This window comes from Pseudoclavibacter sp. 13-3 (assembly GCF_021168475.1).
GTDB lineage: Bacteria > Actinomycetota > Actinomycetes > Actinomycetales > Microbacteriaceae > Pseudoclavibacter_A.
Genome location: NZ_JAJOZT010000002.1, coordinates 58,679 through 82,592, shown reverse-complemented (window position 1 = coordinate 82,592; position 23,914 = coordinate 58,679). Strand labels below are relative to the sequence as shown.

The following is a 23,914-nucleotide window of genomic DNA, read 5'->3' as shown; positions in this document are numbered from 1 at the left end:
GATGCTCAGTCGAGTGTTTCACGTGAAACGCTCTTCGTGAAGGGCAGGCGGCGCCCCGGGATCGCCGCGATGAGCTGCTGCGTGTACTCGGTCTCGGGGTGCGCGAAGATGCGCTCGGTGGTGCCGACTTCGACCTGCCGCCCATGACTGAGCACGCTCACGGTGTCAGAGATCTGCTGCACGACGGCGAGGTCGTGCGAGATGAACACATACGTGAGGGCCAGCTCGCGCTGCAGCTTGGTGAGCAGGCGCAGAATCTGGGCCTGCACCGTCACGTCGAGTGCCGACACCGCCTCGTCGAGCACGATCAGCTTCGGTTCGAGCACGAGCGCCCGCGCGATCGCGACACGTTGCAGCTGCCCACCGCTGAGCTCACGCGGTCGGCGTTCGAGGGCATCCTGTGGCAACGCCACCAGGTCGAGCTGCTCGACTGCGCTGCGCCGACGGGCGGCTTTGTCTCCCACGCCGAAGTTGGCCAGCGGCTCAGCGATGATGTCACCGATCGTCTGCTTCGGGTCGAGCGAGCTGTACGGGTTCTGGTAGACGAGCTGGATGTCGCGGCGCAGCTGGCGGCGCGCCTTGCGATCGAGCCCGAGGATGTCAGCCCCGTCGAAGAGGATGCTGCCCGAGGTCGGCGCGTTGAATCCCGCGATGCTGCGGCCGGTCGTGGTCTTGCCTGAACCGGACTCCCCCACGAGCGCATGCGTGGTGCCTGCCCGCACGGCGAACGAGACGTCGTCGACGGCGATGAAGGGCTCTTTGCCGCGACCACGATCGAACTCCTGCCGCAGGTGCTCGACGCGCAGCAGCGGCGCATCCGCCGCGGCACCTGCCGCGGAATCGACCGGCGACGCGACCGGGCGCTTCCAGTGCGCCGCCTCGCTGATGTGCGCGAACGACGGCGCGTCATCGAGCAGCTGCCGGGTGTAGGCGTGCCGAGGGTTCGAGAGCACCTGCACGGCCGTGCCGTGCTCGCGCACCTCGCCGTGCTGCATCACGACGACCTGGTCGGCACGATCACCCGCGACGGCGAGGTCGTGCGTGATGAAGAGGATGCCGGTGCCGTCTTGCGACCGCAGCTCGTCGAGCAGATCGAGAATGCGCTGCTGCACAGTCACATCGAGTGCGCTGGTCGGCTCGTCGGCGATGATCAGGCGCGGCTGCAGCGCGATGGCGGCGGCGATCAGCACACGCTGCTTCATGCCGCCGCTCAGCTCGTGCGGGTACTGCTTCGCACGTAGATCGGGCTCGTCGATGCCCACTCGCTCGAGCAGCTCGAACACGCGCCGGTTGCGAGCGTCGCGATCCTTCCAGCGGTGAATGCGCAGGGCCTCTGAGACCGTCTCGCCAATGCGCTTGACCGGGTTCAGCGAATTGTTCGGATCCTGCGGAATCAGGCCGATCTGGCGACCGCGCACGGCACGCCACTCTCTCGGCCCGAGACCGGTCAGCACTGAAGACTGCGCCCGCACCTCGGCGCCGTCCTCGGGTTTGTCCATGCTCACCTGATCACCCACCCGCAGATCTGGGCCCAAGGTGATCTCGCCGCGCACCAGCTCGGCATTCGTCGGCAGCAGCCCCATCACAGCCTGCGCTGTGGTCGACTTGCCCGAGCCTGACTCGCCGACGACGGCAGTCACCTCGCCGGCGCGCACGCTGAGGTCGATGCCGTGCAGGGCGTCGATGTGCCCGCTGCGGGTGCGGTAGCGCACCGCGAGGTCAGAGATGTTCAGCAGGTCGCTCATTGATCCGCTCCCTTCTGAATGGCTTGGCTCAGACGGTTGGTGGCGAGCACGACCAGCAGCACCACGAGGCCGGGCAGCACGGTGAGCCACCAGGCGGTGGCGACGTAGTTGCGACCCTCGGCGATCAGCAGCCCCCACTCAGGCGTGGGCGGCGGAGCGCCGTAGCCCAAGAAGCCCAGAGTCGAGATCTGCAGAATCGCGCTGCCGAACTGCAGCGCTGCCAGGGCCAGCACCGGGGCCAGCGAGTTCGGCAGGATGTGCCTGAGCAGCACGGTGCCGAAGGTGCCGCCGCTGCCGTAGGCCGCCTCGACGTATTCGCTCGCGCGCACCTGCATCACCTGCGAGCGCGCCAGCCGCGCGAAAGTCGCCACCGAGGTGACGCCGACGGCGATGGCGGCGTTGGTCGTGCCGAACCCCAGCAGAATGATCACGCTGAGCGACAGCAGCAGACCGGGAATCGACAGCAGCACGTCGACGACGCGCATGAGCACCGCATCCACCGCCCCGCCGCGGGCACCCGCGAACAGGCCGATCAGACTGCCGACCACGAGGCCGACCAGCACGGCGATCAGTGCGCCGCTGAGCGACTGCACCGCGCCGTGCACGACGCGCGTGTAGAGGTCGCGGCCGGTCTGGTCGGTGCCGAACCAGTGCTGTGCGCTGGGGGCCTGCAGCGAGACGCCGGATGCGACGGTCGGGTCACCGGGGGCGAAGAGACCGGGCATGACGGCCCAGAGCACCGCGATGACCAGCGCCAGCAGCGAGAGCAGCACCGTGGGTGTGCGCCAGATGCGTGTCATGACCGCACCTCCTTGCGCAGACGGGCGTCGAAGACCGGGTAGAGCAGGTCGACGATCAGGTTGATGATGACGAACACGGCGGCCGAGATGATGACCACTGCCATCAGCACCGGAGTGTCGCGGTTGGCGACCGCCTGGGCGGTGATCTGGCCGATGCCCGCGCGGCCGAAGACGGTCTCGGTGACCACCGCGCCGCCGATCAGCTCGCCGAAGAGCAGGCCGGCGATGGTCATGGTCGGCAGCAGCGCGTTCTTCGCGACGTTGCGCCAGAGCACCCAGCTGGTGCTCGCGCCGCGAGCGCGCACCACGGTGACGAAGGGCTGCACCCTGACCTCGTCGATGCTGCGAATGAGCACCTGTGCGAGCGGCGCGGCGATCGGAATCGACAGCGTGATCACCGGCATCACCAGCGCCTGCGGGCCGCTCGCGCCGATCAGCGGAATCAGCTTGAGCTGGAACGAGAGCACCTGGATGAGGATGATGCCGATCCAGAACACCGGCACCGAGACGAACAGCGGTGGCAGGGTGCGAAAGATGCGGCGCAGCCAGGCGAACGCGCCGAAGGTCGAGGTGAAGGCGATCGTCACGGCCAGCAGCACGGCAAGGGCGAACCCCAGCACCGCGAGCACCAGCGTCGAGGGCAGCGCCTCTGAGAGCATCGTCGTCACCGCCGAACCCGTCTGCACCGAATAGCCGAGCTGACCGGTCAGAAACCCGCCGAGCGAGGTCAGATAGCGCAGCCAGACGGGCTGGTCCGCGCCGTACGATCCCCGGATGTCAGCCAACTGCTCGGGCGAGAGGCCGAGCTCCGGGCTGGCGTAGCGGGCCACCACGGCGTCGCCGGGCAGCGCGGCGAGCAGCACGAATGCCACTGTGTATGCGGCCAGCAGCACCAGCAGCGACTGCCCGGCGCGACGCAGAATGTAACTCATATGAGGTGGTTCGCCCCTTGTCTGTGTTCAGCTCTACTTGTTCAGCCAGGTGCCGTAGAAGTCGGGACGGCCCACGGCCTCGGTCTTGAAGCCCTGCACGTACGACTGCAGGCCGAAGACCTGTGGCTCTTCGAAGATGGGCAGCACGTAGGCCTGCTCGCTGAGGTAGTCCTGCACCGCCTCGCTGGCTGCCTGACGCTCGGGGGCCGTGGGCTTCGACGCGACATCCTGCAGCAGCTGCTCGAGGTGGGCGTCGCCGTAGCTGCCGTCGCTCTTGTTCAGGTTCAGCAGCGTGTTGCGGTTCTCGCCGGCGAACTGGCTCTTGATCACGTCGTAGTCGGCACGACCGACCATCGAGTGGTACACCTGCACGGTGTCCTGATCGAGCGACGCAGCGGTCTGCGCGGCCTGATCACCCTGATAGAGACTGACCTCGATGCCGATCTGTTTGAGCTGCTCCTGAATCTTGGTCACGACCTCTTTCGAGCGAGGCTGCGGCAGCGCCTCGTTGAAGGTCAGCGACAGACGCTGGCCGTCTTTGGTGCGGATGCCATCAGCGCCCGGCACCCAGCCGGCCTCGTCGAGCAGCTGCTTCGCCTTGTCCTGGTCGTACACGTAGTACGACGACTGATCTTTGTAGCCGGCAGCGGTCTTCGCCAGTGACGAGGTGGCCAACGGGTACGATCCGGTGAACAGCGAGTCGACGATGTCCTGCCGGTCGATGCCGGCGATGATCGCCTGGCGCACGCGGATGTCGCTCAGTCTCGAATCACGGAATCGGAAGTTCAGCCCGTTGTTGACACCATTTGTGCTGGCGGCCACGAGCTGCAGCCCGGCGCCAGTGATCTGCGCCTCATCGGGGGCTTCGATCTGACGAGCGACATCTGCCTGTCCGGCGACAACCGAGCCGACTCGCACGCTGTCTTCGCCGGCGAGCACGAAGTTGATCTGATCGAGGTACGCACGCCCCTGGTGCTCTGCCGACGGCGGGGCCCAGTTGTAGTCATCACGGGCCTTCAAGGTGAGCTGGGTGCCCACCTGCTCGTCCGAGACCACGAAGGGGCCGGAGGTGATGATGTCGGCGGCGTGTCCGGGGCCGAAATCCTCATTCGACTTGTCGAGCGTGGCGTTGGCCAGCAGCCCCGCGTTCAGCGTCGATGTGGCCTGCTCGAAGCCCGGTGCCGGCGCGGTGAAGTGGAACTTCACGGTGTGCGCGTCGACGACCTCACCGTGATCGTAGTTGTTGATCTGCTCTGAAGCCGTCAGTTTGCGCGCCTTGTCGCCCTTGCCGAACAGATCGAAGTTCTTGACCACGTTCGCAGCATCGAGCGGCGTGCCGTCGGAGTAGGTCACCCCCTCACGCAGTTTGAACGTGTATTCGGTGGCGTCGGCGTTGATCTCGGGAAGCTCTGTGGCGATCCACGGCTTCAGCTCGAGCGTCTGGGGATCCTGATAGAGCAGACGGTCAGTGATGTTGTTGACGATGCCGCCGTTGGGGTAGAAGCCGGCTGCCGGTGGGTAGAGGCCTGTGAACGTCTGCGGCTCGAGATAAGTCAGCGTGCCACCGGTCTTGGGGTCGCCGACCGGCTGCGACGAGCCGGAGCCGCTGGAGCATCCGGCCAAGAGGGCGACGGATGAGGCGACTGCAGCTGATGCGAGCAGTGCGCGACGCAGGCGAGAGGTGCGCATGGTGACTCCTTTGAGATCGGGGGAACCAACACAGTTCACCCGACGGCGTTCGATCGCGCCACCTTTCGCGTCACAAACTGAAACAGTGCGACGCGCAGCGTCGACGCGTGCGTATTGTTTTTCAGTGCTCACCACGAATTCCCCCTCCCCTGTGACGCCTGTCGAGACCAGGCCGACCGCCACCTCTCGCAGCTCCATCGCCATCATCGGCGTCGGGCCGCGTGGCGTCTCGCTGATCGAGCGCCTGGGCGCGGCGCTCGGCGTCGCACAGAGCGCACACCCCGCGCATTCACCCGCCCCGATCGATCTGCATCTCATCGACGACCAGCAGCTGGGCGCCGGTCGCATCTGGCGCACTGATCAGACCCGCACGCTCTGCATGAACACGCTCGCGGGCGCCGTGACGCTCTTCACCGAGCCCGGCGCGACCGTCGAGGGGCAGGTTCGCGAGGGGCCCACCATGTACGAGTGGGTGCTGCTCGCGCTCGACGCCGCACGCCGCGCGGGCATTGCCGCGACCGGGAGCGCCACCTCGGCCGACCCCTTCGCGTCGGCGGATGCTGCGGTCGGGTTCGCAGCGCACGCGCATGATGCCGGCGGGGCGGGCACCGCATCACTGGCGCAGTCGACGCACGCACTGCAGCGCGAACAGCTCGCACAGATCGCTGAAGCGCATCGTCGCGTCTGGGTGGAGCATCCAGCCGATCTGACCGCGCTGTCGCCGGTGCTCGACGAGATGGCCCGCACGCGCCCCGAGTCGAACCCGACGCGCGCACTCTACGGCGAGTACATTCGCTGGTGCCTGGGCGTCGCCCTCGCCTGGCTGCCCGGCAACGTGCAGGTGCACCGTCATCATGCGCGCGTCGTTGGGCTCGTCGCTGCAGACGCAGGTGACGATGCCGGTGCAGATGCAGACGTTCTCACACTCAGCGACGGCGAGCGCATCCGCGCCACGGCGACCGTGATCGCGGGCGGCTGGCTGCGCAACGCGCCCACCGTCGAGGAAGCAGCCCTGCGAGAGGCGACGCACCGGCACCCCGAGCTGACCTGGATCGCCCCGGACAACCCGATCGACCAGCCGCTCGAGACCGTGCCGGCCGGCGAGACCGCCCTCGTGCGAGGCACGGGCATGGGATTCTTCGACGCCATGGCACTGCTGACGATCGAACGCGGCGGGCGCTTCGACGTGACGCCCGAGACCCGTTCCGGGCTCACCTACCGGCCCAGCGGCGCAGAGCCGAAGCTCGTGGTGTCGTCGACCCGCGGCTATCCTTTTCTGCCGAAGTCGGAGTACCACTCGCTGCCGCCCAAGGCCGACCTGCATCGGCTGGGTGCCGTCGTCCGTCGCCTCGAGAGCGAAGCCGCGGCCGAGACGCAGAGCGACCGCCTCATCGGCAGCATCGACTTCGACGCTGAGGTGTGGCCAGCGATCGTGCGCGACGCCTATGAGGCTCACGCCCGCACGCTCGCTCGGGTGCGCCCCGGCGCCCTGCTCGTCGACCTCACCGAGATCACCCAGCTGATCGACACCACCCCGGCCGAGTTCGCCGCGCTCGACGCTGCGCTGGCGCCCGTGATTCCCGCCGAGGCCGATCGGTTCCATCCTGATCGTCTGATCGCACCGCTGGCCGACGCCACCCAGGTCGACCAAGGCGATGTCGCATCCGCCGTCGAGGCGCTCACGCAGCTGATCGGCGACCGCCTCGTCGGCGATCTGCACGAGGCGGGGCTCGGCCTGGACAGCCCGATCAAGGCGGGCCTGTGGGCGTTCAGCGCCGCACGCAAACCCTCGTCGGTGCTCGGTCGCGGGGGGCGCTTCACGTGGGAGTCGCGCTGCGGCCGCTATCACGACCTGATGAGCTTCGGCGGCATGATCGGGTCGGGCCCGCCCGCGTTCCGCAGCCGGCAGCTGCTCGCACTGATCGACGCCGGTCTGGTGCACTTCGTCGGGGCGCACCCCGCGCTGACGATCGACGACGGGCACGATGAGCCGGGCCCCGCATTCGAGCTGCGCTCACCCACCACTGGTGGCAGGCCCCTGCGCGCCCGCACCCTGATCGATGCGTGGATGCACTCCCCTGACGTGCGCATCTCGGCAGACCCGCTGCTCGCCGGCCTGCGGGCGGATGCTCGCGTGCGCCCGCACGAGCTGCGCCGTGCCGACGGCACTCGTCTCGCGGGCGTCGCCCCCGAAGTCGACGTGGCGACCGGCCTGGTCGTGCATGCCGACGGCGCGCTCGATGCGCGTGTGCACGTGGCGGGCATCCCGCTCAATGAGCTGCTCGGCGACGCGGTGATCAGCCCGATGCCCGGCACTGACCCGACGATGCTGCGCGAGACCGACCGCGTCGCCCGCAGTCTGGTGGCGCAGGGGCTCTAGAGGTCGGGGCTCAGGCGTCGAAGGCGTCTGATCTGCGATCAGCGAGCTCGATGCGCGGTCGCACGTCGACATTCGTGATCTGCGTGGTGGGCCCGGCGTCGACGACGAAGCGCACGGCGCGAGCGATCTCGACCGGGTCGATGATCTCGTAGGCGGGCTTCGCCGCAGCCAAAGGGGTCTGCGCAGCTTCGGCGTCATGGTTCATCAGGTGCAGCATCGGCGTATCGGTCGGGCCCGGGCTCACCGTGGCCACACGCACGCCGGTGTTCGCCTCTTCTTTGCGCAGAGAGTCCACGACGCCGAAGAGCGCATGTTTCGACATGGCATAGACGGCGTTGCCCGGCTGCGGATTCGACCCCGCCCCCGAGTTGATGAACACGGCGACTCCGTGACTCGTCCTGAGTTTTGGCAGCAGTGCCGCAGTGAGCGCCGCCGGTGCGCCGACGTTCAGAGAGAAATGCCGCTGCCACTCTGCGGCCGGCGCGTCAGCCACCGAGTTGCGGCGCGCGATGGCTGCGGCGTGCACCACGACATCCACCCGATCGACGACGGTCGCCAGCTCAGCGATCGCGTCGCGTTCACCTCTCATGCTCTCGCTGCCGCTGCCGGTCGCCTCGGCGCTGGCCGCATCCTCAGATCGGTCTGATGCGCCGGTGGCCTCTCTGGCAGTCGCACCGTCTGCAACATCACGCATCTCGGCTGCGGCTCTCGCATCGAAGGCTGCGGCGAGGTCGGCGGTGAACGGCTCGGCCCCAAGCTCATCGGCGAGCCGTCGCAGGATGCCCTGGTCACGCCCGACCGCGATCACACGATGATCTCGAGCCAAGTCAGCGACGATGAGTTGCCCCATGCCGCCTGTCGCACCAGTGACGATCGCGACAGGCCGGTCACCGGCGCCTGGAGCACCCGTGCGGCGGGGTGCCCTGCCACCGATCTGTGAACGGCTGTTGTGCGCGCTGCTGTCTGCGGTCTCTGGGCTGCCGGTCGTCTCTGCGCTGCTGGTCATCACTCACCCTGCGTCTCGTCGCCTGACCGAGGTGCGCCATCACGGCGCTCACCCCCATCACGGCGTGCGCTGTCACGCTGCACGCTGTGCCGCTGTGCGGCCGCGCGATTGCGCGCCTCATCGAGGCTCTGGGCGGCGCGCTGCTCGGCCTGCCCCTCGCGCACGGCATCCTGCGTGAGCAGCGCCGTGCGAATCTCGTCGCCGAGCTGCGAGACGCCGCCCGGCGTGCCGGGCAGCAGCACCGTGGTCGCCCCGTTGCGGCCGAGCGTGGTCAGCGTGTCGAAGTACTGCGTCAGCAGAATGAGGTTGATCACGTCAGACTCTTCGATGCCCTCGTGCCGCAGCTCGGCGATCGAGGCGTGCAGGCCGTCGATGATCGCCTTGCGCTGATTCGCGATGCCCTCACCCTGCAGCTGCTTCGCCTCGGCCTCGGCGCGCGCCTCGGTGACCACACGGATGCGATCGGCTTCGGCGAGATCCTGTGCCGCCACACGTTCGCGCTGCGCGGCGTTGATGCGGTTCATCGCCGACTTGACGCTGGCATCGGGGTTGATGTCGGTGACCAGCGTCTTGATGATCTGGTAGCCGAACTCCCCCATCTCACCGGCGAGCGCCTCGCCGACGGTCTGCGCGATGTCGTCTTTTCGCTCGAACGCCTCGTCGAGCTGCAGGTTCGGCACGGTGGCCCGCACGGCATCGAAGACGTAGCTCTTGATCTGCGCCTCGGGGTCGTCGAGGCGGTACCAGGCGTCTGCCACCCGCTGCGGCAGCACGGCATACTGCACCGAAACCAGCACCAGCACGAACACATTGTCTTTGGTCTTGGTCTCGACCTGCAGATCCAGCTGCTGCACGCGCAGCGAGACCACGCCGGCCTTCTTCTCGATGATGGGAATCTTCACGTTGAGGCCGGGCTTGGCGATGCGCACGAACCGCCCGAATCGCTCGATGATGGTGTTGCTCTGCGTCTGCACGGTGAAGAACGTGCCGAAGGCGAGCAGAATCAGAATGACGATGACGACGGCGAGAACGATGATTCCCATGAGATCACTTGCCCTTCAGGCTTGGGTGATGACTGGCCTCGCGCCGAGACGCGGCAGACCACGGTTGCGCACATTGTATCGAAGCCCGGTGACACCGCACCCGGGGTCTCGCCGATGGTGCACTCTCCCCATCGTGCGCGCCCATCGGCACCCGGTAAGCTGAACGCAGATCGCAGGCCAGCATCCGCCGCATGAGCTCACCAGTCGGCGACGCGTGGTGTTTCACGTGAAACATCTGCTGACCGCTCGTCGTCGATTACGGGGGATGTCATGGAGATGGATGCGGAACAGGTGCGACGACTGATGGTCACGGCACGAGACCCACGAACCTCGGCCGCAGACCTGCAACGAGTCGCGCAGTACGCAACGACCGTGCCCTCTCTGATTCCCGCCCTGCTGTCGCACCAGAATATGTACCCCGGTCTGGCACACTGGCTCCAGACGCTGCCCGGCGCATCGGCAGTGCTCTCAGGCGCGGGTCGCATCGACGCCGTTCACGACGACGAGCCGCGACCGTCTTCGGCATATCTGGTGGCCGGCGGCGCAAGCGCGGCCTCCGCTGCGGGAGCGGCTGCCCTCGGCCTCGCCGGGGGTGGGACGGAAGCGGCCGCCATCAGCGCAAGCGGCGGTGCTGGTGCCGTCGGCGCCTCAACGACAGGAACGGCCAAAGCCGGTGTGGTGAAAGCCGGCCTCGCCAAGGCCACGCTGGTGAAGATCGGCGCGGGCGTGGTCGGCCTCGCAGTCGTCGGGTCTGCCGCCGGGATGTATGTCGCGAATCAGGGTCTGCCGTGGGCGCCGAAGAGTGACACGGCGAACGTGGCCGCGCCGCCGGAGAACGTGCACGCCGATGCCACTGCTCCTGACTCCTCCGCTCAGCCATCACAGGCCTCGAAGCTCAGCGATCAACAGCTGCTCGCACTGCTGCCCACCGCACCTGTCGGCGAGGCAGAACGCGACTACCTCACACACATGGCTCCGCTCACCGGTGGGGCGGCAGCAGTGCCCGCCAATTACAGCGCCTCGACCATTTCAACTGGGACCAACGGGGGTATTCGCGTCGTCAACGACGGCAGGCTGATCACGACCAGCACCTTTCCCGGCCTCTCGGGCTACTCGACGACCAGGTCTCAGCAGCCGGTGATCAGAGACGTCGATGGCGACGGCACCGACGACATCGTGACGATTGTCACCAACCCCGTGCCGAAGAGCGGCATCAGCACCGGTGGGTCGTCTGAGGGATTGGCCGCGCTGACGGTCTACTCCCCGACCGACGACGGTGCCGCGCTCACCATACGCAGCCAGATGGTCATCTTCGATGAGTGGAAGGGTGTCGTGCAGTCGGAGCAGACCGGCTCTCACGGGGCCGACCCCGCGCTCGACCAGCAGTACCGCAGCGGCGGCGGCAAGCACACCAGCACACGAATGCCAGGTGGGTACACAGCCCTTTCACTGAGCACAGACGGCACCCAGGTCACGGTTCGCCGTTCGAACTACTGGGGCAGCGAGTGGATGGATCTCGACCCCGACGAAGGCGCAGACACCGTGACCTACCCGATCGTCTGGACCAACGGCGGCGTGAGCGTCGGCCCCGCGGCGCAGATCACCTCGAGTCGGTGACGGCTCACAGCCCAAGGGGCCGACAGGCTCTCGCGCTACAGTGATCGCATGACTGCTGAAACCCCCGCTTCCACATCTGCCATCACCTTCTACGGTGCCGCCTGGTGCGGCGACTGCCGACGGGCCAAGGCCCTGCTCGACGACCTCCATGTCTCCTATGACTATGTCGACCTCGTCGCGACCCCCGAACGCGCAGATGATGCGAAGCGCATCAGCGGACGCACCAACATCCCCGTCATCGCGTTCGCTGACGGCACTCATCAGGTCGAGCCGTCGAACCCCGAACTCGAAGCCAAGGTTCGCGAGCTCGGCGTCGTGCCCGAGTAGGCTCAGCACATGACGAAGAAACCCGCCGCACAGGTCACCGCATCCTCATCGACACGATCTGCCACGGGACGTGGCCGCGAGATCGCCGTCACCGTCATCGGCATCACGCAGATCGCTCTGGCGGCCGTTGCGGCTGCAGATCTGTCGCACCGGCGCTCAGACGAGGTGCGTGGGCCGAAGATCGTGTGGTCGATCGCTCTGAACATTCCGTGGGCCGGCCCGCTCTCGTACTTCACCCTGGGCCGCAGAGATTCCACGTCACTGCCTCGCATCAAATGATGAGATGAGCCGCTGACTCGTGCCTCCACGGGGAATGCTCCCCATCGGCCAGGTCAGTGGCCTCGGCTACTGTTGTCAGCAGAACAACGCCGCACCATGAGGCCACAACGACTCGGCTTCACCGGCACCTGGGGGGGGCAAGATCCATGCACAGTCAGACAGACGACGCGTTCTTCCGGGCACTCTTGGCGGGTGCTCACGATCCACGCACCACACCTGCGCAACTCCAGGCGATCGCACAGTATGCCACGCACATGCCCCAGCTGATTCCGGGCCTGTTGGCACATCCGAACATGTATCCGGCACTGGCCCAGTGGCTGCGGGCGCTGCCCGGCGTCGCGACTGGCGCGACGCACACCGCGAGCCCTGACGACGCAGATGACGATGAGACAGTGCTCGCCTCGACCATTCTGCCCGGCGCTGCAGCAGCGGTGAGTGCGGGTGGCGTCACCGCGGCCGGGCTGGCAGGCACGACCGGCGCAGGTGCCGCGACCGAGGCAGCAGGCCTCACCGTCTCGGCACCTCTCGCAGCCGGCCACGTCGCCGCAGCAGCACCAGCAGGGTCAGCAGGAGCAGCAGGCGCCGGCACAGCCACCGCATCCGGGGCAGCGGCCGGCGCCAAGATCGCCGCAGGTGTCGCAGCAGCAGCCGTCGCCACAGGCGGCGGCACCATCGGGTACATCGCCTGGCAGAACAACCAGGCAGAGACCACCACGGACACCGTCGCAGCAGCACCAGCACACGCGTCCCTCAGTGACACCGCACTGCGTGAACTGCTCAAGACGGCACCGGTAAGCGACTCAGACCGTGCACTGCTCGGCTACAAGACAGATGATCCGTCCAGTCTGCACTACACCGAGTCGTGGTTGGCGCCTGCCATCAGCCGTGAGAATTTTCTGGGAGTCACCATCGACGGCACCTTCCGTCTGCAAGCCGATCAGGCTCAGATCGATCCGAGTCGCACGACTTCGCAGAAACCGTTCATTCACGATGTCAACGCTGACGGCGCGGCTGACGTCGTGAGCATCAGTCTCATGCAGACGCCGTACTACGACGGTGCGTGGACGCTTGCCAACGTGGTGGCGTACACGCCGAATGCAGATGGCTCTGCACTCGAGATTCTTGACGAGCTGCCACTCGTCGATTCCCGCTCAGGGCGGCCCTCCCCCGAGCTCGAGAAGGTGTACACGGGGTCGGTGGCTGCCGTTCCAGATTTGACGTCATACATCTGCCCCTACAACACCGCAACGGCTAATGCATGCGACGTCTTCAGTACGTCAGACGATAATCTGCTCATGACGCTCAACCGTGGAGAGCACACTCTTGAAAGCCCTTCCGAAGAGATCACCTTCCGGCTGGATTGGGTTGACGGAGCACTGGCTCCACAGCTGCTCAGTATCAGATGAACCGGTCTGCTACTGAACACCCGACCCAACAGGCTCGTACGCACATCCGATAAAATCATCTCATCAGACGCCGAGATCGCTAGCATGCAGAGGCACGCTCATGCCACGGGGGGGGCAAGATCCATGCACAGTCAGACAGACGACGCGTTCTTCCGGGCACTCATGGCGGGTGCTCACGATCCACGCACCACACCTGCGCAACTCCAGGCGATCGCACAGTATGCCACGCACATGCCCCAGCTCATCCCAGCTCTTCTGGTGCACCCTCATCTTTACCCCGCTCTCGACCAATGGCTGCGCAATGTCGCAGCTGACCATGCGCCCGACAACCGCCAGAGGCGCCCGGCGCTCTTGATCCCCGCGGCCGGTTCTGCCGCGAGCGCAGCGACCGCGACGGCAACCGGCTTGGCCATGACCGAAGGGGCCACAGGCGTTGGCGCGGCCAGCAGCACAGCAACCGCCGGCACCACTACCGCAGCATCGACGGTCACTCCGGTCGTGGTGCCCACAGCCACGTCAGCGTCGGCGGCCGCGCCCGCAACGACTGCAGCCACCACTGTGAAAGCCGGCAGCATCGGCATCATCGGCAAGATCGGCATCGGCGCGGCTGCTGTCGCCCTCGCCGCTGGCGGGGGCACCACGACGTACGTTGCCGCCCAGCACAGCGATGCAGCACCCGTTGAGACCACCGAAGCAGCACCGGCACACGCATCACTCAGCGACGATGCCCTGCGCAAACTGCTCAAGACTGCCCCGCTGACTGATGCAGACCGCCGTCAGTTGACCGACGGCACGAACCGCGACGTGCCGAGCAGCGTACAGAACTTCACCAACTCGGTGGCAACCGGCGAGAATTGGACTGCCCCGACACCAGATGCCTCCGGCTGGACCCCGTACTACCTCGACGAGCCGCCGAAAGTTCAAGTGGGCCTCGCAAGCAACAGAGACCAACCAGACTCGTCATACAACGAAGCCCCCAAAGAGTATCCGATCGAAGAGAACACGGCGATCAGTGACGTGAATGGCGACGGAAGCAACGATATTCTGGCATTCGTCACCGATGACTCCCCTCACGGTGGCACCGACACCGCTGGCGAATGGTATCTGGGGCTCACGGCCTACACGCCGAACCAAGACGGCACTGCGCTCGACGTTCTCGACCAGATCGTTCTGGTCAAAGACCTCGCGGCGACACCGACGCTCAACGAGAAGAACACCGGCGGCTTCAGGTCATCCCCGCCGGGTGATGATCCAAGCTATTGGTTCGAACGGTTCGGCCCCTCGTCTCAGGTGAAGGTTGGTGCCGACGGTGTCGAAGCATCTGTCTATCGGTATACCTACTCGGGTGGGAGCGATCTCAGCGCAGGCACACTGCACTTTCCCGTCATCTGGAAGGACGATCATCTTGAACTCGGTGATCTGAGAGACGACCGGCAGGTGGCACTCGACACTCCGTGACCAGTGCTGCATCGTACCCCGGACCGTCACCTGGCATCTGCCAGTGAGACCCACAATGCAGCGCAGTGCGCCACAATAGACGCATGACCACTGCCGCAGCCACTCCGACTCCTCATGACGATCAATCTCATCGCCCGGCCGACCCGTCAAACGCCGACACCGACGCGACACCCGGCTCCATCGGCACGCCCCTGTCGCCTGGTGCGACACGCGCAATGCTGCTGGGCTCCGGCGAGCTCGGCAAAGAGGTGGTGATCGAGCTGCAGCGCCTCGGCATCGAGACCGTTGCCGTCGATCGGTATGAGAATGCTCCGGCCCACCAAGTGGCACACCGGGCCCATGTCGTCGACATGCAAGACCCTGTTGCACTGCGAGCCGTGCTCGACAGTGAACGTCCTGACGTGGTGATTCCTGAGATCGAGGCAATCGCCACGAGCGTGCTCGCCGAGATCGAGGCTGAGCAGCCATGGCCGGTGCGCATCGTGCCGACGGCCCGCGCAACGGTGCTCACCATGGACCGCGAAGGCATCCGTCGCCTCGCGGCCGAGACGCTCGGTCTGCCCACCAGCCCGTATCGTTTCGTCGACTCTGCCGCTGCGCTTCGCGAAGCCGTCGAGCAGCTGGGCCTGCCGGCCGTGATCAAGCCAGTGATGTCGTCATCTGGTCACGGTCAATCAGTGCTGCGGTCGCTCGACGATGTCGCTCCAGCGTGGCGCAGTGCACAGACAGGCTCGCGTGGCCATGCAGCCGACGGCCACGCCGTGCGGTGCATCGTCGAGGGCTTCGTCGACTTCGACGACGAGATCACCCAGCTCACGGTGCGCCACACCGGCGGCACCACATTCCTCGACCCGATTCATCACCTGCAGGTCGATGGCGACTACGCCGAGTCATGGCAGATGTCGCATTCAGACCACCCAGACATGCCACTTTCCATGCCTCGATCTGCAGACGAGACAATTCCCATGCCTCGATCAGCAGCGCACATCGGGAACCGCCCCAGCCACGATGACGGGGTCGGCCTCAGCGAGACGATCGTAGAGAAAGCCCGCGACATCGCTCGCCGCATCACCGATGCACTCGGCGGCTGGGGGCTCTTCGGCGTCGAGCTGTTCGTCAAAGGCGACGAGGTCATCTTCAGCGAGGTGTCTCCCCGACCGCACGACACCGGTTTGGTCACGCTCGTGAGTCAGGATCTCAGCGAGTTCGCCCTGCACACCCGCGCTGTGCTCGGTCTGCCGGTCTCCGAGCCGGAACGGTTTCCGGGCGCAGCCGCCAGCGTGCCCGTGAAGGTCGCCGGCAGCGGCGTTCCGGTGTTCCATCATGTGGATGCCGCACTCGCCGCCGCCCCCACCGCTCAGCTTCGCCTGTTCGGCAAGCCGCGAGTCGACGGTGAGCGCCGTGTGGCGGTCGCCCTCGCCCGCGGAGCGAGCGTCGCCGAGGCACGAGCGCGGGCTCACGCAATCGCTGACGCGCTCGTCGTCGAACTGCGCTGACCACAGATCAAGGGCCGGCCCCAGAATCACCAGGGCACGTCACCAGGCTCGCAGCGAACAGTGCGAACACCACCGATCGCCAAAGCCGAACGTGGAGTGTTTCACGTGAAACATCAGATTTGTCTCACGCGAAACACTCCACGGGATCGCTCCATCAGCTCAGCGCTGAGACAGGTCACTTTCCGCAGTCTCCGCATGCAGGCCCTCGTCAAGCCCCTGACTCTCAACGGCTGCCGTGACGCGAATGCCCATCGTCTTCTTCATCACCCAGGCGATCAGGGCAGTCATCAAGAATGAATAACCGACGCAGGCGGCGATTGCGACGAATTCTCTCCAGATGATCGACGGGTCGCCGCCGAACAGCACGCCGGTCACCCCGGCAGGTGCCGCCGATGACCCGATCAGAATCACACAGACGGTTCCGGCAAGACCGCCGACGCCGTGCACGGCGAATGCATCAAGGCTGTCATCGATGCCCCACTTCGACTTCCACGTCACCGCCCAAGCCACAAGTGCCCCTGATGCGATGCCCACGATGATCGAACCGATCGCATCCACAGCATCTGCCGAGGGCGTGATGCCGACAAGCCCCGCGATCATGCCCGTGATGGTGCCAAAAGCCGTGACTGAGCCGGTGCGCAGCTTCTCCACGATCATGTAGCCGATCATGCCCGCACACCCGGCCAGCAGAGTCGTCATGAACACGTACTGAGCCAAGAAGTTCGCACCCGCGGCAGAACCGCCGTTGAAGCCGAACCAGCCGAACCAGAGAATGCCCCCACCGAGCGCGAGCATGGGAATGTTGTGTGGGCGAGGGTCCATCTCTTTGCGAGGCCCCAGCACCCAGGCCAACGCCAGTGCGGCGACGCCTGCGTTCATGTGCACCGCAGTGCCCCCGGCGAAGTCGTGCAGTTCAATGACGTTTCGCAGCCAGCCTCCTGTTGTGCCGGCCTCATCATCAGAGATCGCGAAGACCCAGTGTGCCAGCGGTGCATACACCAGCACGAGCCAGACCGGCACGAACACGAGCCACGCGCTGAATTTCAAGCGCCCGACTGCACCACTCGCGATGATCGCCACCGTGATCGCCGCAAAGAGCAGATAGAACGACCCCCAGAAGGCATCCTCAGCACCCCCCGTGCCCAAGTCGGTGGTGAATGACGCCCAGCCCGCATAGTCAAACGGGTTGCCGATCAGACCCAGGCCCGCGACCGAGTCGCCGAGCACAAGACCATGCAGAAAGAGCACGTAGATGACGACGGTCATCGCCAGAGCGCTGAACACCATGAGCATGGTGTTCAAGACATTCTTTCGACCGACTGTTCCCCCATAGTAGATCGCGAGACCGGGGAACATCAGCATGACGAGACCGAACGCGGCCAAGCTCCACGCAAGATCCGCTTGTGGAACAGTTTCCATAAAGAATTCTCCTCAGTGAGATGAGCACTTCGGGCAGATTGTGAATACAGTTCAGCCAACGAATGCAGGTGCTTTCGAGCGCGGTATCAAGAGGGCCCAGAGGCGAGAGACTGAACACGCCCCACAAGATCAAGAGTGTCGAACGGGGATGAGGCGACTCTGAGGCGATCGCTTCGAAAGCATCGTCAACGCCACCGACCGATCGTCAGATCGCCGCCGGTCCACGCTCCCCTGTGCGCACACGAACCACGTTGTGCACGGGAACAGTCCAGAGTTTGCCGTCACCGATACTGCCGGTGCGGGCAGCTGCGACGATGGCCTCGATGACCGCGTCGACGTTCTCGTCAGCCACGAGAACGTCGATGCGCTTCTTCGGCACGAAATCGATGCGCACCTCAGCGCCTCGATAGACCTCAGAATGCCCGCCCTGTGCCCCATAGCCGGCGGCATCAGTGACGGTCAGGCCATGAACATCGACTGCTTTGAGCGCATCTTTCACGATCTGCAGACGATGTGGTTGAATCACACCGCTGATGAGTTGCATGAGGCGACTCCTTCATGGGGGTCAGGAACATGTGGTCATGTTCCCTATTCAAAAGCAGTCATGTTTCACTCACATTATCTCGTGGTTACGACCTGAATCAGATGCCAGAAGACACCGATTCACACCGTGTTCTTCTGCTCTCAGCAGCAGGCTGCAACCGCCCGATCACACCTCACGCGTGGCCGTATCACTCAGATGTCGTCACGCCCAAAGGTCGACAGGCCATACTTCGGAGCAACACTCGCGTTCCAGCTGTTCGTGAACGTCTCTTTGGCTGTCGTCGCTGTCTGAGAGTGCCCATTGGCATCGGCAAACGCCGATCTTCCGGCGCCGCATCCCTGACTCAGCACCGCGTCTGCCCACTGCTCATAGCTGAGGTCGGCATCGAGTGATGCCTGCAGAGCGGCACGCAGCTGAGCGACGAGCCCATCACCATTGTCGATCTGGTCGACCGGGGAAGAACTGATCGCTGCAAGCAGATCTTGCCGGTTCTGCGTCACAACGCGCAGCGTCGAGCGAGGCCCGGAGAGACCCGACCCGCAAGCGCTGATGGCAGTCACGGCCGGTTGCAGAGACTGGCGTGCGCTGCGCGACTTCTCGAGCACGTCGACGAGGTACCTCGCCTGGTCGGCGCCCGTCGTGCCCGGGGCCTGCACGCCATACGCTCCGCCGCCATCACCTGACTGGCCGCGCTGCCATACCTGGGCCACGCCGTTCTGTGACCGCGCTGAGGGCGTGTCGAGCACAAGGGTTCCCGGTGTGCTCGTGAAGCAGATGCTCCCCCCGGCAATCGAGCCGCAGATTGAGCCGTCCTGCAGGTGCACGTCAGTGGCCGTGCGATCCCCACCACCGAAGCCGTTCAGACGCAGCGTCGCGGGTCTGCCGTCGCGTTCACCGCAGGAGAGCACCCAGTCGCCGCCGTTTGACCCCCAGCCGACCAGACTCGTGCCGACTTCGCACGAGGGCACCCCGTCAGGCACGTCGGCCCCCTGGCCGAGACCGCTCGCACCGTTGCCCGTGAACCATCCGGTCTGTGTCGGAATCATCTCAGCATCGCCCGAGCGTGGATGATAGGTGACCATTCCGTCTCGGAAGTCTGAGCACGCATCGGCTTCGCCGAGACTGCCGCAGAAACGCGTCCAGTGGTCGTTCACCTTGAGATTGTCGCCAGACAGCGTTCTGCCGTCAGATGCGCGCATCTGCACCTGCGGGCGTTTGCCGTCAGAGTCAGCGCATGCGGTGAACCATCCGTCAGACCATTTGCTCCACGAGAGCAGCACGCGCCCATCGGCGCACCCTGGCACCCCGTTCTGCTCGCTCGCTGCGGTGGATGCGCCATGCCAGCCATTCCCATCGGCGTAGGTTCCCAGGGCGGTCACCGATGTGGCATTCCCAGTCGCCACGAGCGGCCCACCCGTCTCGAGCGCGCTGCGGCCGTCATTGAGCGACATCGACCACAGTTGAGTGCCATCGCTGAGCGAACGTGCCGCCAGCGTGTCATGGTCGGCGACGGCCACAGCCTGGTCGAGGCCCGTCGTGAGCACCGTCTGGTCTGCGGGAAGCGTCGCAGACCACCGCTTGGCTCCCGACTGGGCCTCATAGGCGGTGATCGAGTCACCGCGACCGCTGTCGCGCAGACGAACGCCAAGGGCCTGGGTCGGTGAGATGTCCTGTTCGACGTCGGCCGCAGAAGTACTCTGCGCCATCGTGTTCACGGTGAGGCCGTCACCCGTGTATTCGAGCGAGTTCTCGCTCTTCAACAGGGCAGCGCCCGGCCCCGCAGCTTTCAGCTCGCCGGTGCTGATGGCGAAGACGCCAAATGAGCCGGCACCGTCGGTGTTGATCATCAATGAGTCGCCGAATGGTGTTCGCATGACGAGCGAATCCCACTGCCGGCCATCGCCACCGGCAGCGGGGTGGTCTGTCTTCCACTGCACCTCACCGTCGCTGCCGAGTCGCGACACGGTGAAGTCTGTGGCGCCCGACCCTGCGGCGACAGACTCGCCCACAACCAGAATCGCACTTGACTGCGGGTCGACCGAGACGCCATTGGCGTCGATTCGATAGTCATCATGCCCGAAGAGATCAGAGGCCTCGACCCGAGCGCGCACGTCGCCGCTCTTCTCGTCGAACAGCGTCATACCCCCACCGGTGCTGCAGGCGAACACATCGTCGACGACACTCAGGCCGCACGTCGGCACCGCAGAACCGTCAGTGCCGTCATCGGCAGAGAACAGGTGCGACCAGCGGTATTCGCCCGTTGCACGGTCAAAGGCGGCCACCCCCGTCGAAGCCTTCGTCACGTCAGCGCTCCACACGTCGCCATACTGCTGATGTTCATACGACGCCGTCGAGAAGTTGATGAGCACGTTACTGTCACCGACTGCGAGCGCTGAGGCCCCGACACCTGGAACGCCTTGCCCATATGTGTTCGGCATGAAGGCCGTCGCCTTCAGATCAGCAGGCAGGTCTGCGACCTTCGCCGTCCATTTCTCCACCGGCTGCGTGAGGTATGAGTCAGAACCGGCAGGCAGCGCACCCAGGGTCTTGGTGGCGTCAGAAGCGACCGCCGACGACACAGACGACCTCGCCCACGGTGTCGGCACCACCCCGCTCAGCACCAGCGCTCCGACGACGAGCACGGCAACGGCCCCGCCTGCGATCGCAACCAGTCTCCCCATTCGCCTGGGCGGTTTCGTCGGCGCCTCCGTCGAGAACGCCTGCGTCGAGAACGCCTGCGCCGCTGAAGGCGAAGGCACTGTGTTCGCCGCGTCGCACCACTGGCCTGACTGCCACGCAGGGCCTGGCTGCGACTGCTGCATGGGCCCAGCACTCTGCCCTGGGGTCGAATGCCCCTGACCGCCTGGCATCTGGATTGGCGCGGCCGCGGTCGTCTGGTCAGGGGCGAAAGACTGCCCCGCCACAAGAGTCGGCGCGTCAGAGAACTCATCGCCCACAGCGGTGGTCGAAACGGTCGCCTCGGTGTCGGGCAACGCTCTGATCCAGCCGCGCAGCGGTTCGTCAGCCGCCGGATTCCGCAGGATGACCTGCCGAAGATCTGGTCGGCTCATCGCGATCTGAGCGAGCACCTCTCGATCTGCCTGCGGATGCTGTGCGTACGCCAGCATCTCGTCGTATGCGCTCGATCGGCCGTCAGACATGTCTCCCCCTCTGCAGGCGTCGCGACAGCATCTGTCATGGCGCTTCCTCCTTCGCCAATCATAGGATGCCCCTGCGACACAGGTGATGGTGCGCATTCCCCATGCCGGTGCAATGTTTCACGTGAAACAACGACCTCTGTTACCAACGTGTTTCACGCGAAACTTATGAATCGTATGTGGACTAGACTCGCGCTCCATGAGCAAACCAACACTCGAACGCAACCTACAGAACAGGCACCTGCAGCTCATCGCCATCGGCGGTGCCATCGGCACGGGCCTGTTCATGGGCAGCGGAAAGACCATCTCACTGGCAGGCCCGAGCATCCTGCTCGTCTACGCGATCATCGGAACAATGCTGTTCTTCGTGATGCGCGCACTCGGCGAGCTGCTGCTCTCGAACCTGAACTATCGGTCGTTCGCCGACTTCGCCGGTGACCTCTTGGGGCCATGGGCGACCTTCTTCACCGGCTGGACCTACTGGCTGTGCTGGGTCGTCACCGGCGTCGCCGACGTCATCGCGATCACCGGCTACACCCGTTTCTGGTTCCCGAACATCCCGCTCTGGGTGCCTGCGATCCTGCTGATCGCCCTGCTTCTGGCCCTCAATCTGCCGACAGTGCGCAACTTCGGTGAGATCGAGTTCTGGTTCGCGCTGATCAAGATCATCGCCATCGCCGCACTCGTCGTCGTCGGTGTCATCATGCTGCTGACGCAGTTCCAGACGCCATCGGGCGACACCGCCTCGATCACGCACCTGTGGGACGAGGGCGGCTTCTTCCCGACCGGCTTCTGGGGCTTCGTCGCCGGATTCCAGATCGCCGTGTTCGCCTTCGTGGGCATCGAGCTGGTCGGCACCGCGGCAGCTGAGACCCAGAACCCGCAGAAGACGCTGCCGAAGGCCATCAACTCGATTCCCTGGCGCATCGTGCTGTTCTACCTGGGCTCGCTGTTCGTGATTCTGACGGTGAACCCGTGGAACAAGATCGACCCGTCCCAGTCGCCCTTCGTCAACATGTTCGCGATGGCCGGCATCGGCATCGCCGCACACGTCGTCAACCTGGTCGTGCTCACCTCGGCCGCGTCATCGGCGAACAGCGGCATCTACTCCACCTCGCGCATGGTCTACGGCCTCGCCACTCAGGGTCACGCCCCCTTCTGGCTCAGCGCCCTGAGCAAGCGTCATGTGCCGAGGAACGCGCTCTTCTTCTCATGCACCTTCCTGCTCGCAGGCATCGTGCTGCTCTACGCAGGCGACTCGGTCATCGGTGCGTTCACGATGATCACGACCATCTCGTCAGTGCTCTTCATCTTCGTCTGGACGATCATCATGTGCAGCTATCTCGCCTACCGGCGCAAGCGCCCCGAGCTGCACGAGAAGTCGACGTACAGGCTGCCTGGCGGCATCGTCAGCGTGATCGCCGTGTTCGTCTTCTTCGTGTTCCTGATCTGGGCCCTGACGCAGGAGCAGGACACGCTCCAGGCGCTCATCGTCACCCCGATCTGGTTCGTGCTGCTCGCGGTCGTCTACCTCTTCATGCGCAACCGCATCAGCGGCAACAAGACCGAACTGGCCGAGGCGGGCATCGACATCACGCCTCGCACCGAGCGGGTGCCCGGCACGAACAACGACGTGCCCGCCGACCAGGCCGACACGTCGACGAGGCGCGACTGAGGCATCCCCCGACGCGGCCAGACCCGCACCACGCAGCGTGGCCACAGCAGGCGCGCCACGAAGGTGACAGAATCGTCGACATGACCGCATACCAGCCTCAATCGGGGCATGTCACGATGTTCACCACGCCATGGTGCGGGTACTGCCGCAACCTCAAGACGCAGCTGCAGCGCGCCGAGGTGCCGTTCGAAGAGGTCGACATCGAGCAGCACCCCGACGCGGCCGAGATCGTCAGCAGAGTGAACGGCGGCGACCAGACCGTGCCGACACTGCTCTTCGCCGACGGCACCGCGGCGACGAATCCCTCGCTCGCCCAGGTGCGCGAGCGGCTGGGCGCCGCATAACCGGTCTCGCTCTGCGGCGGATGCCGTGGTCGCCCCCGCCTTGCGCGGCCAATTCGTGCTGCCCGATCGCGCGACGTAAGATCGTCACTGGACCGCCTCGCCGACGCCGGTCCGTCTGAGCCAGAAGATATTGACGCAAAGGAGCTCATATGGCCGCCAAGAAGGCTGACCTTTCCAGCATCGAACTTCCCGAGGAGTTCTCGGGCATCAGCGTGCAGAAGCTGCAGGACGTCAGCGACGCACTGCAGAAGGCCGCCGACGCCGCCCTGCTCGCCGCCGAGACCGGCACCGAGCCTGCGCAGTGGCGCCGTCTCTCGGTATCAACGCTGACCTCGACGATCTCGCGCACCGCGATCGAGACGATCATGCGCGTGACCAACATTCACCCCGCCACGCTGCGCGCCCAGCTCGACGCCGCCGCTGCGATCAACGCCGAGCAGATCGCTCGCGGTGCCGAGCTCGACGCCGACGAGATCAAGACCTCTGTGGCCGCCTCAGAAGAGGCCGTGCGCCTGCTCGAGGCCGCCATCCAGCACCTCACCGAAGTCATCGGCGACTGAGCCTTCGCTTCGACACAGTAGAAGGCCCTGCGGCTG

The 23,914-nt window shown here is 65.5% G+C and carries 19 protein-coding genes; 10 read left to right on the top strand and 9 right to left on the bottom strand.

What is annotated here, in order from left to right; genetic code table 11:
* Positions 1 to 5: 5 nt before the first annotated feature.
* Genes LRX77_RS04005 through LRX77_RS03990 form a run of 4 tightly spaced genes read right to left on the bottom strand, consistent with a single transcriptional unit; the run spans position 6 to position 5,166 of the window.
* On the bottom strand, positions 6 to 1,745 hold the full coding sequence (locus LRX77_RS04005; RefSeq protein WP_231831605.1) for a dipeptide ABC transporter ATP-binding protein: 1,740 nt from the start codon (positions 1,743 to 1,745) through the stop codon (positions 6 to 8).
* Complete coding sequence (locus LRX77_RS04000) at positions 1,742 to 2,545, bottom strand: ABC transporter permease (protein WP_231831603.1); 804 nt, start codon at positions 2,543 to 2,545, stop codon at positions 1,742 to 1,744. The genes LRX77_RS04005 and LRX77_RS04000 overlap by 4 nt, the downstream gene beginning before the upstream one ends.
* Positions 2,542 to 3,477, bottom strand: a complete 936-nt coding sequence (locus LRX77_RS03995) for an ABC transporter permease (RefSeq protein ID WP_231831601.1) — start codon at positions 3,475 to 3,477, stop codon at positions 2,542 to 2,544. Before LRX77_RS03995 ends, LRX77_RS04000 begins: the two co-directional genes overlap by 4 nt.
* 33 nt (positions 3,478 to 3,510) lie before the next feature.
* Positions 3,511 to 5,166, bottom strand: coding sequence for a TIGR04028 family ABC transporter substrate-binding protein (locus tag LRX77_RS03990; protein ID WP_231831599.1), 1,656 nt, complete (start codon positions 5,164 to 5,166; stop codon positions 3,511 to 3,513).
* Between the two features lie 124 nt (positions 5,167 to 5,290).
* On the opposite strand from LRX77_RS03990, the gene LRX77_RS03985 reads away from it, so the two are divergent.
* Positions 5,291 to 7,546 carry an FAD/NAD(P)-binding protein gene (locus tag LRX77_RS03985; RefSeq protein WP_231831597.1) on the top strand — a complete coding sequence of 752 codons (2,256 nt, stop codon included), beginning with the start codon at positions 5,291 to 5,293 and terminating at the stop codon, positions 7,544 to 7,546.
* 10 nt (positions 7,547 to 7,556) lie between these two features.
* Here LRX77_RS03985 and LRX77_RS03980 read toward each other — a convergent pair whose 3' ends face one another.
* The gene (locus LRX77_RS03980; RefSeq protein WP_231831595.1) at positions 7,557 to 8,552 is read right to left on the bottom strand and encodes an SDR family NAD(P)-dependent oxidoreductase; all 996 of its coding nucleotides are present in this window, start codon (positions 8,550 to 8,552) and stop codon (positions 7,557 to 7,559) included.
* Entirely contained in the window at positions 8,552 to 9,595 is a 1,044-nt protein-coding gene (locus tag LRX77_RS03975; RefSeq protein ID WP_231831594.1) for an SPFH domain-containing protein, read from the bottom strand. Before LRX77_RS03975 ends, LRX77_RS03980 begins: the two co-directional genes overlap by 1 nt.
* A 270-nt stretch (positions 9,596 to 9,865) precedes the next feature.
* Here LRX77_RS03975 and LRX77_RS03970 point away from each other — a divergent pair, with 270 nt between their 5' ends.
* The 6 genes from LRX77_RS03970 to purT all read left to right on the top strand — a co-directional run bounded on the left by LRX77_RS03970 (position 9,866) and on the right by purT (position 16,178).
* On the top strand, positions 9,866 to 11,212 hold the full coding sequence (locus tag LRX77_RS03970; RefSeq protein WP_231831592.1) for a variant leucine-rich repeat-containing protein: 1,347 nt from the start codon (positions 9,866 to 9,868) through the stop codon (positions 11,210 to 11,212).
* A 48-nt stretch (positions 11,213 to 11,260) separates the two neighbouring features.
* A complete protein-coding gene (locus LRX77_RS03965) occupies positions 11,261 to 11,539 on the top strand; it encodes a glutaredoxin family protein (RefSeq protein ID WP_231831591.1) in 279 nt (92 codons plus the stop codon).
* Positions 11,540 to 11,548: 9 nt separating this feature from the next.
* Positions 11,549 to 11,818 carry a PLDc N-terminal domain-containing protein gene (locus LRX77_RS03960; protein WP_231831589.1) on the top strand — a complete coding sequence of 90 codons (270 nt, stop codon included), beginning with the start codon at positions 11,549 to 11,551 and terminating at the stop codon, positions 11,816 to 11,818.
* Positions 11,819 to 11,964: 146 nt separating this feature from the next.
* Positions 11,965 to 13,224: a variant leucine-rich repeat-containing protein gene (locus LRX77_RS03955; RefSeq protein WP_231831587.1), complete on the top strand. Its 1,260-nt coding sequence runs from the start codon at positions 11,965 to 11,967 to the stop codon at positions 13,222 to 13,224.
* A 123-nt stretch (positions 13,225 to 13,347) separates the two neighbouring features.
* Positions 13,348 to 14,682: a variant leucine-rich repeat-containing protein gene (locus LRX77_RS03950; protein WP_231831585.1), complete on the top strand. Its 1,335-nt coding sequence runs from the start codon at positions 13,348 to 13,350 to the stop codon at positions 14,680 to 14,682.
* An 83-nt stretch (positions 14,683 to 14,765) separates the two neighbouring features.
* Positions 14,766 to 16,178 (top strand): formate-dependent phosphoribosylglycinamide formyltransferase, encoded by a 1,413-nt coding sequence (gene purT, locus LRX77_RS03945; protein ID WP_231831583.1) that lies wholly within the window; start codon positions 14,766 to 14,768, stop codon positions 16,176 to 16,178.
* Positions 16,179 to 16,337: 159 nt separating this feature from the next.
* On the opposite strand, the gene LRX77_RS03940 is transcribed toward purT, so the two are convergent.
* From LRX77_RS03940 to LRX77_RS03930, 3 genes are all read right to left on the bottom strand, one after another.
* Entirely contained in the window at positions 16,338 to 17,597 is a 1,260-nt protein-coding gene (locus tag LRX77_RS03940; RefSeq protein ID WP_231831582.1) for an ammonium transporter, read from the bottom strand.
* Positions 17,598 to 17,802: 205 nt separating this feature from the next.
* Positions 17,803 to 18,141 (bottom strand): P-II family nitrogen regulator, encoded by a 339-nt coding sequence (locus LRX77_RS03935; RefSeq protein ID WP_231831580.1) that lies wholly within the window; start codon positions 18,139 to 18,141, stop codon positions 17,803 to 17,805.
* A 191-nt stretch (positions 18,142 to 18,332) separates the two neighbouring features.
* On the bottom strand, positions 18,333 to 21,302 hold the full coding sequence (locus LRX77_RS03930) for a variant leucine-rich repeat-containing protein (protein WP_231831578.1): 2,970 nt from the start codon (positions 21,300 to 21,302) through the stop codon (positions 18,333 to 18,335).
* 196 nt (positions 21,303 to 21,498) lie between these two features.
* Between LRX77_RS03930 and LRX77_RS03925 the strand changes: the two genes are divergently transcribed.
* From LRX77_RS03925 to LRX77_RS03915, 3 genes are all read left to right on the top strand, one after another.
* The gene (locus LRX77_RS03925; protein WP_231831576.1) at positions 21,499 to 22,974 is read left to right on the top strand and encodes an amino acid permease; all 1,476 of its coding nucleotides are present in this window, start codon (positions 21,499 to 21,501) and stop codon (positions 22,972 to 22,974) included.
* 80 nt (positions 22,975 to 23,054) lie between these two features.
* Positions 23,055 to 23,318 carry a mycoredoxin gene (locus LRX77_RS03920; RefSeq protein WP_231831574.1) on the top strand — a complete coding sequence of 88 codons (264 nt, stop codon included), beginning with the start codon at positions 23,055 to 23,057 and terminating at the stop codon, positions 23,316 to 23,318.
* A 149-nt stretch (positions 23,319 to 23,467) separates the two neighbouring features.
* Positions 23,468 to 23,878, top strand: a complete 411-nt coding sequence (locus LRX77_RS03915; protein ID WP_231831573.1) for a hypothetical protein — start codon at positions 23,468 to 23,470, stop codon at positions 23,876 to 23,878.
* Positions 23,879 to 23,914: the final 36 nt, after the last annotated feature.